We start from the raw sequence: 17,375 nt of genomic DNA, 5'->3' as shown, positions 1-17,375 counted from the left end.
TGGTAAATCCTAATCCTGACGACGAAATCTAGGGACCGAAAAAAACGGCTTGTTCGATATCTTCCCGACTCAGGGAATATTTAAAGGAACGTTGGATATCTTTGTTGTTTTCTCCAGCTTTGATGTATCGCACTGTAATTTGTTCGACATCTAGCCAGAGTTCTGCTTCCCAACTAGGTCTTTGCAATCGCCAGCAATGTAGCTCGGTTTCATCTTGTTGACAACCTTGGTCTTTTAGCCATTGTTCAATTTGTGGTAGAGGATGGCTATACAGAGGTGTGTTAGAGGGGGGAATAGGCATAACAATTTTAGATTTTGGCTGAAGAAATGATGAATTTTGAATTTTTACTTGCAGGGGTATTTAGTGGATAGATGTAGCTGATTTGCTGTTGTGGATTGGGGTTGAGAGTTTGGGGAAAGTAAACTGGTTTCACCACGAACGAACCCAATAGCGATCGCTAGTAGCAAACAACCTACAAGAGTTAATCCTAAAACAAATAATACAAATATTTCTCCAGATGATAGGGGGCGATCACTGGCATCAAGATACATTGATTTTGAGTAATCATAAGGTTTATGTACGGACTGATTTAAATCCGTTGGTGCTTGAATTACACCAAAGCGAGAATAGCCAATTTTTATATCATAACTTAAACGCCGTTCTGGATGACTGAGGGTGGCATAAGCTTCATTAATTTGTTGGAATTTGGCAGTAGCAAGTGTAGCAGGCAATTCTGTGGTATCTGGATGATACTGTTTACTCAGTTCCCTATAAGCGCGACGGATATTAATCACCGACGCGGAAGGATGCAGTCCTAGCAGGGAGTAATATGTAGTTTTGCCGCTTTGTAAATTTGTCCCGTTTTGACTCACGGCTTCGATTCACTTTACTCAAATATGTTTTTTTATATTTTAGATGTTTTGTGAATCGGGGCAACGGAAACAAGCTGCGAACCACTTCAATCCCTGTAATCCTGGTCATCCTGATTCAGACTTTGCTGTTAAATTAAATCAGCCCGGGGTTTAAAGGTTTCAATTTCCCGCAATTTTTCGTAAAGCTGTCTTTCTTCATCTGTAATATTTTTGGGTGTGACGATTTGAACTTCTACTAATTGATCGCCGCGTTTACCGTTGTCACCAGGATAGCCTTTATTGGCTAGACGAAATCTTTGACCGGATCTCACAGCGGGGGGAATGGTCATTTTTACTGGCCCGTCTAGGGTTGGTGCTTCTACTTGTCCTCCTAAGACTGCTTCACTGGGAGTCACTGGAACTTGACAGAAGATATTTGCACCTTCTAGTTTAAATAACGGATGGGGGTCTACGGTAATTTTTAAGTATAAATCGCCGCCACCAATGCCTTGATTTCGCAGCCGGATGGTTTGACCTGTTACCATACCTGGTGGCATAGTTACTTCAAGCGATCGCCCATCTTCTAAACGAATGCGTTCGTTACCACCTTGATAAGCCTTTTCTAGGGGTAGAGTTAATCGTGCTTCTATATCCCTGCGGGTGGTGCGGGGTGGGGTGTTAACTGTATATGAAACTTTGGTTCTGGGAGTCCGAAACGGGTCGCTAGGAGTGGTATCAGCTGCCGTATTTTTATTATCTTGGCGACTGCTGACACCAATTACCGTATTAATAAAACTTTCAAAATCAGGAAACTCGCTGGGGTCTACTTCCTGATTAGTGCGACCGTTGACACGATTATCTCCCCAAGCTTTGGGTTTTTGTGTTTGTTTAGCACCAGCAAAGCCTTTTTGTTTCCAGTAGCGGCTAAACTGGTCATATTGCGATCGCCTACTGGGGTCGGAAAGGATTTCATAAGCCTCACCAATAGTCTTAAATTTTTCTTCTGCTTCCTTGTTACCTGGATTAAGATCAGGGTGATATTGCCTTGCTAACCTGCGATAAACTTTTTTGATTTCTTCGCTAGAGGCTTCTTTCGTTACTCCCAAAATCTCGTAATAATCCCGAAAATTCTGCAAATTTTGCATAGTTCAGTTATTTAAATTTAGATGTCACTAGTCAGTGGTTAGTTGTCAGTTGTCAGTTGTGCTTCTACTTATCACTGACGGGAGCAAATATTGGAACTTAGATTTTAGACTTCATACAGTTAATCCCTCAATCTAAAATCTAAAATCCAAAATCTAAAGTTACTTTAGAGCCAATCATCGTCATCATCCCAATTATCCTGATAGCTGGGACGGCTTCTGCGTGGGGGAGGACTATCATAGGAGGAAGAACGATTGTCTCGACCATAGTCTTTGCCATAGTCTTTGGTATTATCTCTGCCATAGTCCCGGCTATAAGAATCACGTTCTCGATAGGTATCTCTGGGATAATCCCGTTCTCGTTCCTTTTCTTTATCGCCGGTGAAAATGTCACGGATAGCGCCAAACAAGTCTTCGTCTTCATCATCAGCATAATACTCTCGCACTTCCCTATTTAGCTCATACAGAGCATCTTGCAGGTCAGCGTAGGCTTGGTCAATACCGCGATCGTCATTATCTTTTAAACTTTCACGCAATTCTCGGCAAATATTGTCAATCTTTTGGCGACGGTTACGGGCAAATTGCATCCCCATTTCTAAGGCTACTTCCCTTAATTGCCGTTCTGCTTGCAAAATTAATGCTTCGGAACGAGTGCGTTTTTCTACCCGTTCTTTCCTTTCTCGGTCGATGTCGGCGTATTTTTCGGCATCTTGAATCATCCGATTCACTTCTGATTCACTTAAAGTAGAAGCGCCTTGAATTGTGATACTTTGCTCTCTACCAGTAGTCCGATCTAAAGCCGTTACCTGTAAAATACCATTGGCATCAATGTCAAATGATACTTGAACTTGGGGTATACCTCTGGGGGCTGGTGGGATGCCGTACAGCTTAAACCGTCCTAAAGACTTATTATCTGTTGCCATTTCTCTTTCACCTTGGACAACGTGGATTTCTACGCTGTTTTGGTTATTTTCAGAGGTGGAAAAAATGTCAGAGCGTCGTACTGGTATAGTTGTGTTGCGGGGAATCAGTTTTTTCATCACGCCACCAATGGTTTCTAATCCCATAGATAGGGGTGTGACATCTAACAGCAACACATCTTTGAGTTCACCTGCGAGAATACCTGCTTGAATAGCAGCACCAACGGCCACAACTTCGTCAGGGTTGACGTTTTCGTTGGGTTCGATGCCAATTAAATCCCGAACTAGCTGTTTTACCATCGGTATCCTTGTGGAACCGCCCACTAGTACAACTTCTTCAATATCCCTAGATGAAAGTCCGGCATCTTTTAGCGCCCGTTTAACAGGGGTTCGCACTCGGCTGATTAAGTCAGTACAAAGTCCTTCAAATTGCGATCGCGTCAGGCGAGTTTCTAAATGCTTGGGGCCATCTTCCGTGGCAGTGATGAAGGGTAAGTTAATATCGGTAACGCTGACGGCAGAAAGTTCTATTTTCGCTTTTTCTGCTGCTTCCATTAATCTTTGCAAAGCTTGGCGATCGCGTCTTAAGTCTACACCTTCTACTTCTAAAAATTGCTCTGCCAACCAATCAACTATTTTTCTATCAAAATCATTACCACCTAACTGGGTATCTCCACTAGTGGCTTTAACTTCAAATATGCCATCACCTACTTCCAAAATCGACACATCAAACGTCCCACCACCCAAATCAAAAACTAAGATGGTTTCAGTTTCACCCCGATCTAATCCGTAAGCCAAAGATGCCGCAGTTGGTTCATTCAGAATTCGCAGCACATCTAAACCAGCTATTCTCCCAGCATCACGGGTAGCTTGGCGTTGGGAATCATTAAAATAAGCAGGAACAGTAATCACCGCCCCAGTCACAGCTTCTCCCAAATAGCGACTAGCATCATCTGCCAACTTCTTCAGCACCATAGCTGAAATTTCCTCTGTTGCAAATTCCTTATTTAACCGAGGACAAGCAACTTTAATATTGCCCATTTCATCTTTGCGGATAGTGTATGGCACACGCTTGGAATCTGGGTTCAGTTCACCATATTTCCGCCCAATAAAGCGTTTAACCGCAAAAAAGGTATTTTGGGGATTCAGAACGGTTTGCCGTCTTGCCATTTGCCCAACTACCCTTTCCCCTTCCTTACTGAAGCCAACGACTGAGGGGGTTGTTCGCATTCCTTCTGCATTGGCAATCACCACCGGCTTGCCACCCTCCATCACGGCGACTACTGAGTTGGTTGTACCCAAGTCGATGCCGACTACCTTGCCCATGCGTTACTCTTCTCCTAAGCGTTTCTTATACATTTATTATGATTAGGCGAGACTTCCTCTTGCTTGGCGCTCAATGATGAAAACCGCCCAATGGTATAATTATCACCATTAAATCAAGAATTGGAAAAATTTTAGCTGGAGGCGCTACTTGCTTGCACTAGGATAGCATTTGCAGTGAGGCAACAGGGAATCAGGAATAGGGAACAGAAAATAGGTCAAAATTTTGCTAACCACCAATCACCAATCTTTAATTTGACATTAAAACAGCGATTAAAAAATCATTTACAAGAGATAGCACGAGAACGTGATCCCTATATGGCAACTGCGGGACATTTTTTTGTTCAAGAATACATTCGCCAACAATTTACCCAATGGGGAAGTGTGGAAATCCACACCTTTCAAGTAGGGTCTAAAAGCGGCAAAAACTTGATTTTAAATTTACCCGCTTCAGCAAAAAAGCAAAAGTTAGATTTACCACCTATTTTAATCGGCGCTCATTATGATGGCGTACCTGGTACAGTAGCTGCTGATGATAACGCTACGGGTATGGCTGTTTTATTAGAATTTGCTAGAAATTTTGCCGCTGAACCAATTAAATATCCGTTGCGGCTAGTGGCTTTTGATATGGAAGAATATGGGTTATTGGGAAGTGCTGATTATGCAGCTTTGTTGCGCGAACAAGGGCAAAATCTCCGCTTGATGATGTCTTTGGAAATGTTAGGGTATCGAGATTCTACCCCTGGTTCCCAAAGTTACCCTTCTCCTTTAGGACTTATTTACCCAAATCGTGGTGACTTTATTGGTTTAATTGGCAATTGGCGGACTTTGGCGGATTTAATGAGTTTAAGTCGCAGTATTCGCCAAACGGGTGTCCCTAGTCAATGGCTACCAGCACCGAATCGCGGTTTAATGGTTCCTCAAACCCGACTTAGTGATCATGCCCCTTTTTGGGATCAAGGTTATCCAGCAATGATGGTGACAGATACTGCTTTTATGCGAAATCCTCATTATCACAAACCAAGCGATACTATTGCTACTTTGGATTTAGATTTTCTCACAGGTGTCTGTGAGGGTTTGGAAGTTGGTATCAGGCGGTTATGAAAAATTGCCAATCATTAGACATCTCCGAAAATGATTGTAGAGACGTTCCGGCGGAACGTCTCTACAAGGGTTTCAAGCCACGCACATTTAATTACCGGAAATGTCTATTATATCTGAAAATGTGTTAACTCATATCAGCAATTATCCCAGCAACTTGCTATTTGTATGTATTACGAATAACGTATCAGAATGATTTAACCATCTCTACTTACTTCAACTTGACAGAAATATTGAGTGGGAAATCACAAATATATGATCAATTTGTTCAAGAAATATTTTCATGTCTACATCAATAACTGGCGTTCAAATCATATATCTTCTTTGTATGAATGGACGCTAGGAGTCAAACTAATTAAATCGTTAATATTAATTTTCATGGTGTTACAAATATTATCCAAAGGTAAATCATTGGCATCATAACCGAATGGATTTTCTATTTCTAAACCAATGGCTTCAATACCCAATAAGGTAAAGCTAACTAAAGCAGAAATAAATCCTGTCCACCAACCAAGATTCTCGACTATTTGAAATGGTAATAACAGGCAATATAATAATAATAATTGCTTGAGATGAATAGCATAGGCTAGGGGAATAGGCGTTTTTAAGATGCGTTCACAAGAGCCTAAATTATCAACCAAGATATTTAATAATTGTTGTAGAGAGTTTAATTGGTAGCTATTTAAGCAATTGCGGTTATATTGTTGTTGTAAGTAATCGCTTATCCAAAAAGCAATTTCTAGAGGAGGATTATTCATTAATTTCAGCTTAATATATCGAGAGGTGGGCATTAATTCTTCTAATTCACTATTTATAGCTTCACTTCGTAAATGCAGTTTGGTTGATACGGCAAAAGCTACTAATAAATTTAAAGTGTCAATTTTATGGTCTTTATCTTCTATCGAAATTTCATCAACAGATACCCAAATTTGTCGTGCTAGATTTCGGACTGTATTGACTATAGAACCCCAGATTTTTCTGCCTTCCCAAAAACGTTCATAAGCTGTATTTGTGCGAAAAACTAGTAATAAACCTAAAACAATGCTGGGAATTACACTTCCTAAAATAGGTTGAGAAACTGGTACTTTGAAATAGTAAAGTACTGAAACTAAAACGCCAAATATTCCGCACCCAATAACTCGTAGATAAACTGCTGTAATTACAGAGCCTCTAATCTGTAAAGCAACTTTAAACCATTGCAATCTTTCGTTTGCCATGTAGTTTTTCTTAATAAACTTAGATGTTTGGTGAATCTACAATTAAAAGTAAATCCGCATAAATAATAATTTAATTCGATTTGTATATTTTAAGTGCCGCTGGAATAAATTAATTATCTTTACGGACAAATAAGGTTGCTTTTGTGCGAGTTAAAGCGATTTAGTGTAGGTAGAATAATATGGTTATGTGCATAGGTGCTTAACAAAAATTTATTAATTATGAGTTTAAGTAATTATTACCACAATTAAGAAAATATATTTTTAATGTCTAAAAAGCAAGCTTTCATGAGCTGGAATGTTTACGGGAATTTCCTTGAATACCAATTTTTACAATACCTGATTACCATATTATCTGCAAATAATTCTTTGATTAGCATTGCAAAAGCTAACCATCCGTCTATATTATCAGATAAAATGACTTACTTGTCCGTTGGCACACTTGGCTGTTATATATGTCCAAAACTTACACCGTAGAAATTAACCACCAAGGCAAAATTCATGCTTTGCAAGTTCCTGAAAATGAAACTATCCTCTCAGTTGCTCAAGATGCTGGTTTAGATTTGCCAACTTCTTGTGGTGCTGGTGTTTGCACGACTTGCGCGGGTCAGATTACTGAGGGTAAGGTAGACCAAGCTGATGGTATGGGGGTGAGTCTAGAATTGCAAAAGCAAGGCTATGTGTTGCTTTGTGTGGCTAAACCTCTTTCTGATTTAAAAATTGACACAGAAAAAGAAGACATAGTTTATCAAAAGCAATTTGGTAAAGACTAATAAACTGGGTAATGGGTAATGGGTAATGGGTGATAAAATTTTACAAATTACCAATTACCACCTGAGTTAGACATAAAGATAATTTGTGGAAAACTCGCCCCCGCTAGGAGTCTCAAACCCTTATTCTCTCGCCCTTAAAAATCATAACTCCGTTCGCGTAGCGTCTCCGTTCGGCGAAGCCGTGCCGTAGGCATAGGAGAAACTCCGAACTCCTAACACCGAACTCAGGTAATTACCCATTACAAATTAACAAAAAATAGCTGTATTCTGGAAATTACCAAGACATAGGTTTAACTGTCATGACTACTCATTTTATTAGTGCCGAAATCGACCTCCAAGAAACTCCTACAGAATTGCAAAAAGCTATTGAAGCCGAATTGAAAAAACAAGGTGAACCTTTACGTTGGGCTATTACTTCTGTAGATGAAGAACAGCAAAAGGCTACTGTGGAAGCTGTTGTAACTACGGCTAGTAATAAGTAATAAATAAGTTAGATCATTGTGGCGATTTATAATCGCCTTATCTAATAATTATGCAACGTCCATATACAGCGATTCTAATTATTCCTACTGGCATTGGGGCGGCAATTGGTGGTTATGCTGGTGATGCATTACCTGTGGCTAAAGTTATATCACAGGTGTGCGATCGCTTGATAACTCATCCCAATGTCATGAATGGCGCTAGTTTATACTGGAATATTTCCAACGCTTTATATGTTGAAGGTTATGGACTGGATAAATTTGCTGCTGGGGAATGGGGTTTGCGTCCTGTTCACCGTAACCGAGTAGGTTTACTTTTAGACCAAAGTATCGAACCTGAATTAATGCTCAGACACCTGCAAGCCGCAGATGCAGCTAGAGCCACCTTGGGTTTAACCATTGCAAATCATGTAATTACAGATGCCCCATTAAACGTAGAATTACGTGCTTCTGCTTCTGGTGCAAGCTGGGGAACAATTGGCAACCCAGACAGCTTACTGCGAGCAGCGGAAATATTGATCAAAAAAGAACGAGTTGATGCGATCGCAGTTGTTGCCCGGTTTCCCGATAACATAGATGAAGAAGCAGCCCAAAACTACCGTCATGGTCATGGTGTAGACCCCCTAGCAGGTGCAGAAGCAGTAATTAGCCATTTACTAGTCCGCACCTTTCAAATTCCTTGCGCCCATGCTCCCGCCCTTGCAGCAGCCTTACCAGACCCCAATTTATCTCCCCGTTCGGCTGCTGAAGAATTAGGTTATACCTTTCTACCTTGCGTCCTTATCGGCTTAAGTTGCGCTCCCCAATTTATCCTCAAAAGGGAAATTATTAATTCTTTACCAGCAGATATTTGGGCAGATCAAGTTGATGCTGTTATAGTACCTGCGAATGCTTGTGGTGGTAGTGCCTTATTAAGTTTAAGCCAGAAGCAGTGCCAAATAATTACAGTTGCAGAAAATAAAACTTTAATACAAGTCCCTGCCCCAGTATTAGGGATCAACTCTATACAGGTAAACTCATATTTAGAAGCAGTAGGTGTATTAGTCGCTCACAAAGCTGGTATTAGTCATTCATCATTAGTCATTGATCATTAGAAAAAATTTTCCCAGTCCCCTATTAACCTAAATACCTGTGGTTGAACAAAAAAACCAAGAGCCAGAAATTCCTTACCTCACACGTACTCAAGTACTTGTCGCTATGGGCGCGACTGCCATTATTTTGTGGATAGTGGCCAAGCTGTGGTTGCGCTTTGGCAACATTCCCCTATTTAAGTTGTACTGGCATCCAAAAGATTTATTTTTAGGAGTGGGATTGAGTGTAATTATAACTGTTTTAAGTAGTTTGGCTTATCGCTTTTCTCCTCCCTATCGTAAAAGTGCAGATTATTATCTGAAACTCGTACTCAAGCCTTTAGCTTTACCAGATTTGATCTGGCTAGGGTTATTACCAGGTTTAAGTGAAGAATTATTATTTCGCGGTGTCATGTTACCAGCTTTAGGTGCTAATCATGTAGCCGTCATTGTCTCAAGTCTTTGTTTTGGAGTTTTACATCTAAGTGGTTCCGAACAATGGCCTTATGTAATTTGGGCAACGATTATCGGCATTATTTTGGGATATAGCGCTCTATTCAGTGGCAATTTGTTAGTACCAATTGTGGCGCATATACTGACAAATCTGCTATCTAGCTATATGTGGAAAATGCGTAATTTATAGGTAATGCTAAGGGACTTCCAAATAAAAAAATACACAATCACTCTTATGGCGGGGGAAAAAGGGTTTTATTCTGCCCACCTACTTACTAACAAAAAAATTAAACCCAGAACTTGTTTTCAGGTTCTGGATTTAACTAATAAACTGCTCACACTTCCCGATTTAGCTTGTAAAACGCTTATAAACTGGCTTTTTGTTAGAAATCATCAAGATACTGGCTCAAGCGGCTAATCACAGGGTCAATCTCTTGGGGAGTGCTATCGGGATTAGAACCAGAATTGTTAACTACTTCTACCGTTGGTACTGATGAAGTTGGAGGTTGAGTAGATGCTCCTTGACTAAGCATAATAGCCAGTTGTGCAACTTGTTGAGTAAGTTGTAATATCTGGCTTTCCATCGCCTCCAAACGATTGGATTCCTTAGCAAAAAAACGTTCCTCAAGGCCAGCTAATTGACGTTGCAACTCACCGATTTTTTGTTCCATCGGTAAGGCTGCTATATTCGGAGCAGGTCGTACAGATTCCGGTACACATAAAGCTTGCCATAGAGCCTCCTTACAGAGGTCGCTAAAAGTTTTTTCGGGCTGTGCCTCCAAATAACTTTCCACCTGTGCTAACAAGCTCTCATCAGCAATTTCTGGATTGAATGTTACCGATTTAACTACCTTTTTTGACCATTGGAACATCAGTTTTATTACCTAGCAGCGCGAACAGCAGATAACTGCGCTTCCCCATAAATAAATTGCCCTAAAGCGTTAGCTTGGCGGGAGGGCGCAGCTAAATGAGCGCTAATTTTGGCTTCTTTGAGCAGACGTTGTACATCTTCCCAGAAGAACTCACCACCACCACCGGTGATAATTACATCAGTTACACGCTCTGGCAACCAGGCTAATACGCGAGAGCAAATTTCTCGTGAAAACTGCTCTGTGAGGTTAGGGAGAAAATCGTCTAAATTGGTAGGTTTGCTGGCACCTTTGGGACGGTAAAAGCGATCGCCTTTTGGTTTATTCACAGCAGAAATTAGTGCTAGGGATTGACTATCAGCCCCTTCTATTTCTTTAGCCACCATTTCATAAAACTTGCTCATACCAAAGTCTTCACTCTTAGAAGCACCTCTAGCAAAGCGGAAATTATCCACCATCAACAAGTCAATAGTTTGATGTCCAATATCAACTATCCCCACTGATACCTTGGTCAAATCAGGAATCGAAGTTCCTTTATTTGGTTGGCCTTCAGACCACAGTAAGCTACCATAGCCTTCTGGCATCACCCAAACTTTAGTGACGTTCAGCTGAACAGTTTCCCCACGGAAATTCATGATATGGGGACCACTAATCAAACTTGTTAATTGAGCTTTTTCCCGTTCAAATTGCTCTAGAGAAAGAAAAGGCAAACCAACAATCACAGAAATATCGTCTTTAAGCTTAAAGTAACCAGCAGCAGCCAGAACTTTAGCCATTGCATCTTCAACCTTAGATTGTCCAACGCCTAAATTGGCTCCAAAGTCTGCTGCTATTTGACCAACAGCATATCCATTACCTTGATATTCCAGCCATAAATCCATCAAAGGATCTGTTGCTTTAGACTCAAATACCCCACCCCGTATTTGTTCTATTGACATCTGCTTGACATTGGCAGGGATAAAGGCCACATTTTCTGGTTCGCGGCTCACACAAGTTTTGGTAGAGGTTCTACCTAAATCAACACTGAGAATGTTTTTCCCCGAAATACTGATTGGCTTATTAGTATTATTTATAGGGGTTGCCGCTGCTCTATTCATTGGTATGGCAGCGGCATTCATCGGGTTAGCTACTGGAGGTTGGTCTGTCATGAAAGCTCCTATGTGGTGACTTAACTGTAAAAAGTTATCATGCCCATCTTACAAAAAGGCGAAGTCGGAAAAAATTCCTACTTGGGTCAAGTGTAGCTAGAAATACGTCACAATAATTGTACGTGATACCTGTGGTGGGCTTTACTAGGTCACGCTACGCGAACGCCAATGCGAATTTAGCATTATTTTGGCATTATAGTGTAAGAGAAATTTGCACATTTTTAACTTCTACTTTCACCCCAATACTTACACAGGTTTATCTTCTAGTACTTTTGCCCTGGCGCTTAAATATCCAAATGAAGAATACCAGCACCAGACCCCCTAAAACAATTTTAGATACAGGCGCGAGGTACTTATCTACAAGTTCATATTGACTACCTAAAAAATATCCTGAATATGTGAGCAAGCCTACCCAGGCTGCACTACCCAGTGTTGTGTAAAATAAAAAGGGAGGCAAGGGCATATTACTCATACCTGCGGGAACGGAAATCAAGGTACGGATTCCCGGCACAAGACGACCTATTAATACCGCTTTATTACCTTGTTTGTTGAACCAGCTTTTAGCCTTATCAATATCTTCACTAGATATAGCCAGCCATTTACCGTACTTATTAGCTAAAGTTTTCAAGCGTTGTTCTCCCAAAAACTTACCTGGATAGTACCAGATCAGTGCGCCAAGTACAGAACCCAAAAGTCCTGATAAAAATACGCCTAATATATTTAGTTTTGCTCCTCCTGGTTGATATGGACTGGCGGTAAATCCTGCCAATGGCATAATCAATTCAGAAGGTATAGGGGGAAAAAGGTTCTCTAGGAACATCAGGAAAGCAATTCCCAAGTATCCCAGGGAGTTGATCGTGTTAGTGATCCATTCGAGCATAGATAATGGGTAATAATTAGTAATAGGTAATGGGTGATAGGTCATGAGGCAGTTATTCCCCTAGTCCCTATCACCGACGCTCTCATTTTCTAGGCAGTTGGGGTTAATGATTGTACTCTTGATTCTGATTGCCAGTCTAATGGGTTCCAAACCCGTTCTTCTAGAGCCATCTGCTCGATTAAACTGGCTAATCTTAAAGCTTTTAGAGCTTGTTCACCACCCACAGAAGGCTGATTCCCTCCATGCACACAGTTGACAAAATGTTCTAACTCTGCACTTAGAGGTTGAATGTTACTGGTATAGACTTTTTCTATTAAACCATCTTGCTTGTAAAGTACTTGCCGATGGTCGGTGAGAGGGTTGATATTAGTTTGGCGATGAATCAAAATTTCATTCTTGAGGAAATCTGCTTCGGTAAATGAGTTTTTGCAATGGGCGACAATGCGGCGAATTTTGCGGTGAGTAACTTTACTAGCTGTCAGAGTAGCGACGACACCATTAGCAAAACCCAAGGTAGCAGTCACATAATCTAAATAACCAGAATCTAAAGAGCGAGTACCATTGGCTGTCAATTTCACCACGGGAGAACCAGCTAATTCTAAAAGCAGGTCGATGTCATGAATCATTAAATCCAGTACTACTGACACATCACTTGCTCTAGCTGAATAAGGACTCATTCGGTGAGCTTCTAACGCAAGTACTTCCTCAGTTTTCAAGACTTGGCTGAGTTCCCTAAATGCTGGATTGAAACGCTCAATGTGACCTACTTGCAAAATACATTGAGACTCAGCAGCAGCGTTGACGAGAGATTCTGCTTCAGAAATACTTGCAGCGATTGGTTTCTCAATCAAAACATGAATTCCAGCTAACAGGCAGTTGATGCCAACAGCATAATGTAAGCGAGTAGGTACAGCAATACAAACTGCATCTATATGAGGTAGCAAATCGCAGTAATCTTCAAAAAAACGGACTTTGTATTTGCTGGCGGTTTCTAAGCCTCGCTCAACATTAATATCGGAAACGCCTATCAGTTCAACATCTTTCATTGAACTCAGTACGCGGGTGTGATGTTGTCCCATGTTACCCACTCCAATCACGCCTATGCGGATTGCTCGTGGCTGGTTGCGCTGTGAATATAGATTTGGTTCTGCCACTGACATGCTATTTTGCACTATTATTTTCTCCTCAACCACCAAATTTAAAGACGCTACGGTCGTTGGCCTTTATACTTAAGCGCCAGGTGCGATCCGTCTAAAACCATCCAGATGGTAACATAGTGGTTCTATTTATGAAGAATTTCAAAGTTTATGATCAGTTCCCACTATTTGGCTACCTTTTGGATAGATAGTTATTAATTGCGCCATTTTTTAGAATAGACACAAAAAACTATGTGTTGTTTTGTTGACTTTACAAGCTCCATCAGACCTACGTAAAAATTCACAGGTGACGGTTAGGCAATCAATTACTGGAATAGGTACTTATTTTTCCGTAGCAAATTAATCACGCGTATTGCTAGTAAAATTACAAACAATTAAATAACTAACGCTGCAAGTATAATCTTCAGCAAGGTTGTTGCGTCAGACTACGGGAAATTAATTTTTTTTCATATTTATTTTTTTAGGTTTGTTGCATTTTGTTGATTGTCTCACCTTTTGGAAGAAATTGGTGTTAGTGATTTTCTGAGTTCGTTGATTGGTGTCATCTGGTTTGGATGTAATTTAACAAACGATGGGTAAACCTAAATTGTCAAGTGAGATGAAAGCTGTAATTTTGTTGTCTGGGGGATTAGATTCTTCTACAGTTCTCTACCAAGCAAGGGCTGATGGTTGTGAATGTTATGTTATTTCCTTTGATTACCAGCAACGACACCAACGAGAGCTAAAGTCAGCCTTACTGATTGCCCAAGCGGTTGGGGTTGTCAAACATCAGGTGGTGAATTTTGATTTAAGGCAATGGGGTGGTTCGGCGCTAACGGATCATGCGATCGCTCTCCCTCAAGAACGTTCTCTAGATGAGATGTCACAAAATATCCCTGTCACCTATGTCCCTGCCCGTAATACTATCTTTTTAAGCTTTGCTTTGGCCTATGCCGAAGCGATCGCCGCGCAACGGGTATACATTGGCGTGAATGCTTTAGATTACTCTGGCTATCCTGATTGCCGTCCTGATTATATTCAAGCTATGCAAGAAGTCTTCCGCTTGGGAACCAAACAAGGACTTGAAGGACAACCAATTAATATTGTTGCGCCATTAATTAATTTGAAAAAAACCGAAATTATCCAACTAGGCAACCAGTTGGGAGTGCCTTGGGAGTTAACATGGTCTTGTTATGCTGGTGGTGAAGTTGCTTGCGGTGTTTGTGACTCCTGCCGTTTGCGTTTAGCAGCCTTCGCTGAATTGGGATTAAAAGATTTAGTTCCCTATGCGAAGTATTGAGTACCGAGTACCGAGTAAGAATTTTCTCTCCCTGCCCCCTGCCCCCTGCCCCCTGCCCCCTACTCCCTGCCTCCGAACTCCGAACTCCTACCCCCTATCCTTCTAAAAATTTGATTTGAATTTGGTTGAGGCGTGGGCCGATAACTGACATGACGGTAAATTCGATATTTTCATAAAAGAGGGTTTCGCCTTTATCGGGGATTTTTTGCAATTGATAGAGCAGAAAGCCACCCAAGGTCTGATATTCTCGCGTTAAGGGTAAATTGAGATGTAAGACTTCGTTAAGTTCTTCTAGGTTGATCTGGGCTTGCACTAAAAATGTCTGCGGATCTGACATTTGGACTAACAGGTAATCGTTACTTTCCTGTTCACCTGCATTGCCAATAATTTCAGCAATGACATCTTGAATTGTCACCAGTCCTACCGTACCGCCAAATTCATTAACAACAATTACCATAGCTGGTTTTTCTTGCTGCATCATGGGCAGTAGTTCGCTCAACAAAGTTTGTTCTGGGACAAAGCGGGGCGATCGCATCCAAGGTAGAATTTGTGTATCTAAAGCCAGCTTTCCAGTAGCTAATGGTCTTGCTAAATCTTGAAAATAAACAATACCGCGAATGTCATCTAGAGATTCGCCAACAATGGGAAAGCGGCAATGACCACTAGATATCATTTCCTGGAGTAGGGTGTGAAAAGTTGCGTCTTCTGGCAAGGCTATAACGTTGGTACGAGGAATCATCACATCTTCCGCTGTGATTTCTCCAAACTCAAAAACATTATTGAGCAATTCTCGCTCTGATAACTCTAAACCAGTTGATTCTCGTTCTGTTGATATAATTAATTGCAATTCTTCAGGAGTAACTGGTGGTCTCCAGCTTTGTCCTGTATATTGAATGCCGAATAATCGCAACAGATAGCGGGTTGATTGGTTGAGAATCCAAATTACAGGGCTGAAAAAACGTACTATCGCTTTGACCGAAGACCCCAAAAACCTAGCCAGCTGTTCTGAATACAGCATAGCTACCGATTTGGGAAACAATTCCCCGAACACAATTTGCAAATAGGCAATCAAAAAGAAGGTAATTGGAACTGATAAAGAATGAGCTAGGAAGTTACTCAAACCGATGGGTAAAGGCCAGGATTTTAACCATGCCTCCATCAATACAACAATCGTACTTTCTCCAATCCAACCTAGTGCCAAACTAGAGAGGGTAATACCTACCTGAGCCGTAGATAAAAGCCTGTCAATACTACGTTGTAGCATTTCGACAGCGATCGCTGGAATGTCCCCAGCCTGAACTAATTGGTGAATACGTGTGCGCCGTACAGTCACCATCGAAAATTCCGCCATGACAAAGAAAGCATTAATCGCTATCAGCAGTAGCACTGACAACAATCTCAACCCTACATCTGTCCAAATTAACTGAGGAAGACCACTCACCGTTAAAGCTCGTGTAAAACTTACGCCGATACCAAAACGCTAACAATAGCATTTCTATTTTTCTACAGGAATATCTGACACTTGTAATTTTAGTTTTTGAGCAGGATAATCTGTCAGTGCCAGCGAGATTTTACTCACATCGTCCAGTAAAGCTGTGGGAATACTAATTGTACCTGTAAATGTTGGACCCTTAGTAGGCAATTCTGCGGGCAATCCTTCTGTAATAGCGCTTAGTGTTCTGCCTTTATCATCAGTGACATCTAAAAAACTATACAGGAACCTTACAGAATCAGCACCCTGGTTTTGCATTTTTACTTTTAGTAATAAATCACCACCAGAGTAGCGAGCCGATTGTACAGACAACGTGACACCTTCACTTTCAGCAACAACTGGAAATCCTGGTTGCAGTTTTTCTTCGGTCACTTCTTGGGGCGTTTCCTGGACTTCAGGCTTCTTGGTTTTTGTCTCATCTTCATCTTCATCTAGCTTTTTTGCTTTGCTCGCACTCGTATTCCCCTGAATCCGTGATTGAACACTTTTAAGAATCTCATCCTCTTTTAAGAGGCTTATTCCCACCTGTTGAGCATTATTGGTCTTACCGCTGGCAAATTTAGTTGCGGGACGACCATCTGGTGTAGTTACACCTTTAAGAGCAGAACTTCCCATCGTAAATCCCAAAAATGCACTCACAGAACCTGCGCCCAACATTAGGGTTAACAAAATCAACGTCAAAACTACAGTGGAATTTATTTTCATCGCTGACAAGCTAGTTAGAAGAAATTTAATTTATTTACAAGTGTTAAAGCGTTAAAGCTAAACCATATATCAGTAACTTCATTAATTATTCTCGTAAAAAGTCTAAAATCGCCATTTTTCTATAAACTTGTGATTAGGTGATGTTTTGTCTTCAGACTCTCAAACCTGAGGAAATTTTTAAAATTTGGCAAAGGTTGTAAAATCATGCTATGCTTATAGACGTGCGTTTGTCTAATAAGTCAATTATTGACTCAAGCTCAAATAATAACAAAGAGTTAGCATTAAAGCTTAAGTAGACAAAACTAAAATTTAACACAACGAGCGCCCTTGGCCGATTGGGGAGGCAACGAACTCATAATTCGTCCTCAGGCTGGTTCGATTCCAGCAGGGCGCATTGAAAACTCAGAAATTAAATAAGTTTATTATTAGGGGTTTAGCATTGCTAAACCCTTATGTAAATATTTATGTGCAATATCCAAAATTGGCGATTTACTTAGACTTCGCTCAAAGCCATATAA

General features: G+C 40.8%; 17 protein-coding genes and 1 tRNA gene. 7 read left to right on the top strand and 11 right to left on the bottom strand.

The window, feature by feature from the left end:
* Nucleotides 1-28: 28 nt before the first annotated feature.
* From ACOWPH_RS15550 to dnaK, 4 genes are all read right to left on the bottom strand, one after another.
* Entirely contained in the window at nt 29-301 is a 273-nt protein-coding gene (locus ACOWPH_RS15550) for a DUF3143 domain-containing protein (protein WP_015216285.1), read from the bottom strand.
* 44 nt (nt 302-345) lie between these two features.
* Complete coding sequence (locus tag ACOWPH_RS15545; RefSeq protein WP_422665594.1) at nt 346-873, bottom strand: J domain-containing protein; 528 nt, start codon at nt 871-873, stop codon at nt 346-348.
* A 128-nt stretch (nt 874-1,001) separates the two neighbouring features.
* The gene (locus ACOWPH_RS15540) at nt 1,002-1,997 is read right to left on the bottom strand and encodes a DnaJ C-terminal domain-containing protein (RefSeq protein WP_015216283.1); all 996 of its coding nucleotides are present in this window, start codon (nt 1,995-1,997) and stop codon (nt 1,002-1,004) included.
* A gap of 164 nt (nt 1,998-2,161) precedes the next feature.
* Nucleotides 2,162-4,240 carry a molecular chaperone DnaK gene (dnaK, locus tag ACOWPH_RS15535; RefSeq protein WP_015216282.1) on the bottom strand — a complete coding sequence of 693 codons (2,079 nt, stop codon included), beginning with the start codon at nt 4,238-4,240 and terminating at the stop codon, nt 2,162-2,164.
* A 252-nt stretch (nt 4,241-4,492) separates the two neighbouring features.
* Here dnaK and ACOWPH_RS15530 point away from each other — a divergent pair, with 252 nt between their 5' ends.
* On the top strand, nt 4,493-5,341 hold the full coding sequence (locus ACOWPH_RS15530; RefSeq protein WP_042466124.1) for a M28 family peptidase: 849 nt from the start codon (nt 4,493-4,495) through the stop codon (nt 5,339-5,341).
* A 308-nt stretch (nt 5,342-5,649) separates the two neighbouring features.
* On the opposite strand, the gene ACOWPH_RS15525 is transcribed toward ACOWPH_RS15530, so the two are convergent.
* On the bottom strand, nt 5,650-6,555 hold the full coding sequence (locus tag ACOWPH_RS15525) for a bestrophin family protein (RefSeq protein WP_015216280.1): 906 nt from the start codon (nt 6,553-6,555) through the stop codon (nt 5,650-5,652).
* Between the two features lie 452 nt (nt 6,556-7,007).
* On the opposite strand from ACOWPH_RS15525, the gene ACOWPH_RS15520 reads away from it, so the two are divergent.
* From ACOWPH_RS15520 to ACOWPH_RS15505, 4 genes are all read left to right on the top strand, one after another.
* Entirely contained in the window at nt 7,008-7,325 is a 318-nt protein-coding gene (locus ACOWPH_RS15520) for a 2Fe-2S iron-sulfur cluster-binding protein (RefSeq protein WP_015216279.1), read from the top strand.
* Nucleotides 7,326-7,624: 299 nt separating this feature from the next.
* Nucleotides 7,625-7,807 carry a hypothetical protein gene (locus tag ACOWPH_RS15515; protein ID WP_015216278.1) on the top strand — a complete coding sequence of 61 codons (183 nt, stop codon included), beginning with the start codon at nt 7,625-7,627 and terminating at the stop codon, nt 7,805-7,807.
* Between the two features lie 50 nt (nt 7,808-7,857).
* A complete protein-coding gene (locus ACOWPH_RS15510; RefSeq protein ID WP_015216277.1) occupies nt 7,858-8,898 on the top strand; it encodes a DUF3326 domain-containing protein in 1,041 nt (346 codons plus the stop codon).
* 37 nt (nt 8,899-8,935) lie between these two features.
* The gene (locus ACOWPH_RS15505) at nt 8,936-9,517 is read left to right on the top strand and encodes a CPBP family intramembrane glutamic endopeptidase (RefSeq protein WP_015216276.1); all 582 of its coding nucleotides are present in this window, start codon (nt 8,936-8,938) and stop codon (nt 9,515-9,517) included.
* A gap of 193 nt (nt 9,518-9,710) precedes the next feature.
* On the opposite strand, the gene ACOWPH_RS15500 is transcribed toward ACOWPH_RS15505, so the two are convergent.
* From ACOWPH_RS15500 to ACOWPH_RS15485, 4 genes are all read right to left on the bottom strand, one after another.
* Entirely contained in the window at nt 9,711-10,199 is a 489-nt protein-coding gene (locus ACOWPH_RS15500) for a hypothetical protein (protein WP_015216275.1), read from the bottom strand.
* Between the two features lie 8 nt (nt 10,200-10,207).
* Nucleotides 10,208-11,344 carry a ParM/StbA family protein gene (locus tag ACOWPH_RS15495; protein WP_015216274.1) on the bottom strand — a complete coding sequence of 379 codons (1,137 nt, stop codon included), beginning with the start codon at nt 11,342-11,344 and terminating at the stop codon, nt 10,208-10,210.
* A gap of 256 nt (nt 11,345-11,600) precedes the next feature.
* The gene (locus ACOWPH_RS15490) at nt 11,601-12,224 is read right to left on the bottom strand and encodes a DedA family protein (protein WP_042466123.1); all 624 of its coding nucleotides are present in this window, start codon (nt 12,222-12,224) and stop codon (nt 11,601-11,603) included.
* 89 nt (nt 12,225-12,313) lie between these two features.
* Nucleotides 12,314-13,396: a Gfo/Idh/MocA family protein gene (locus ACOWPH_RS15485; protein WP_015216272.1), complete on the bottom strand. Its 1,083-nt coding sequence runs from the start codon at nt 13,394-13,396 to the stop codon at nt 12,314-12,316.
* Nucleotides 13,397-13,979: 583 nt separating this feature from the next.
* Here ACOWPH_RS15485 and queC point away from each other — a divergent pair.
* Entirely contained in the window at nt 13,980-14,660 is a 681-nt protein-coding gene (queC, locus tag ACOWPH_RS15480; RefSeq protein ID WP_171815835.1) for a 7-cyano-7-deazaguanine synthase QueC, read from the top strand.
* Between the two features lie 94 nt (nt 14,661-14,754).
* On the opposite strand, the gene ACOWPH_RS15475 is transcribed toward queC, so the two are convergent.
* Together ACOWPH_RS15475 and ACOWPH_RS15470 are read right to left on the bottom strand one after the other, a co-directional pair.
* The gene (locus tag ACOWPH_RS15475) at nt 14,755-16,101 is read right to left on the bottom strand and encodes a hemolysin family protein (RefSeq protein ID WP_015216270.1); all 1,347 of its coding nucleotides are present in this window, start codon (nt 16,099-16,101) and stop codon (nt 14,755-14,757) included.
* 54 nt (nt 16,102-16,155) lie between these two features.
* Nucleotides 16,156-16,857, bottom strand: coding sequence for a hypothetical protein (locus ACOWPH_RS15470; protein ID WP_015216269.1), 702 nt, complete (start codon nt 16,855-16,857; stop codon nt 16,156-16,158).
* Between the two features lie 321 nt (nt 16,858-17,178).
* Here ACOWPH_RS15470 and ACOWPH_RS15465 point away from each other — a divergent pair.
* Nucleotides 17,179-17,251: transfer RNA gene (locus ACOWPH_RS15465), tRNA-Ile, on the top strand.
* The last annotated feature ends 124 nt before the right edge of the window (nt 17,252-17,375 follow it).

The organism is Anabaena sp. PCC 7938, assembly GCF_049315035.1.
Lineage (GTDB): Bacteria > Cyanobacteriota > Cyanobacteriia > Cyanobacteriales > Nostocaceae > Anabaena > Anabaena cylindrica.
Note: the sequence above shows the minus strand (reverse complement) of the source record. Positions and strands in the feature narration are given on the sequence as shown.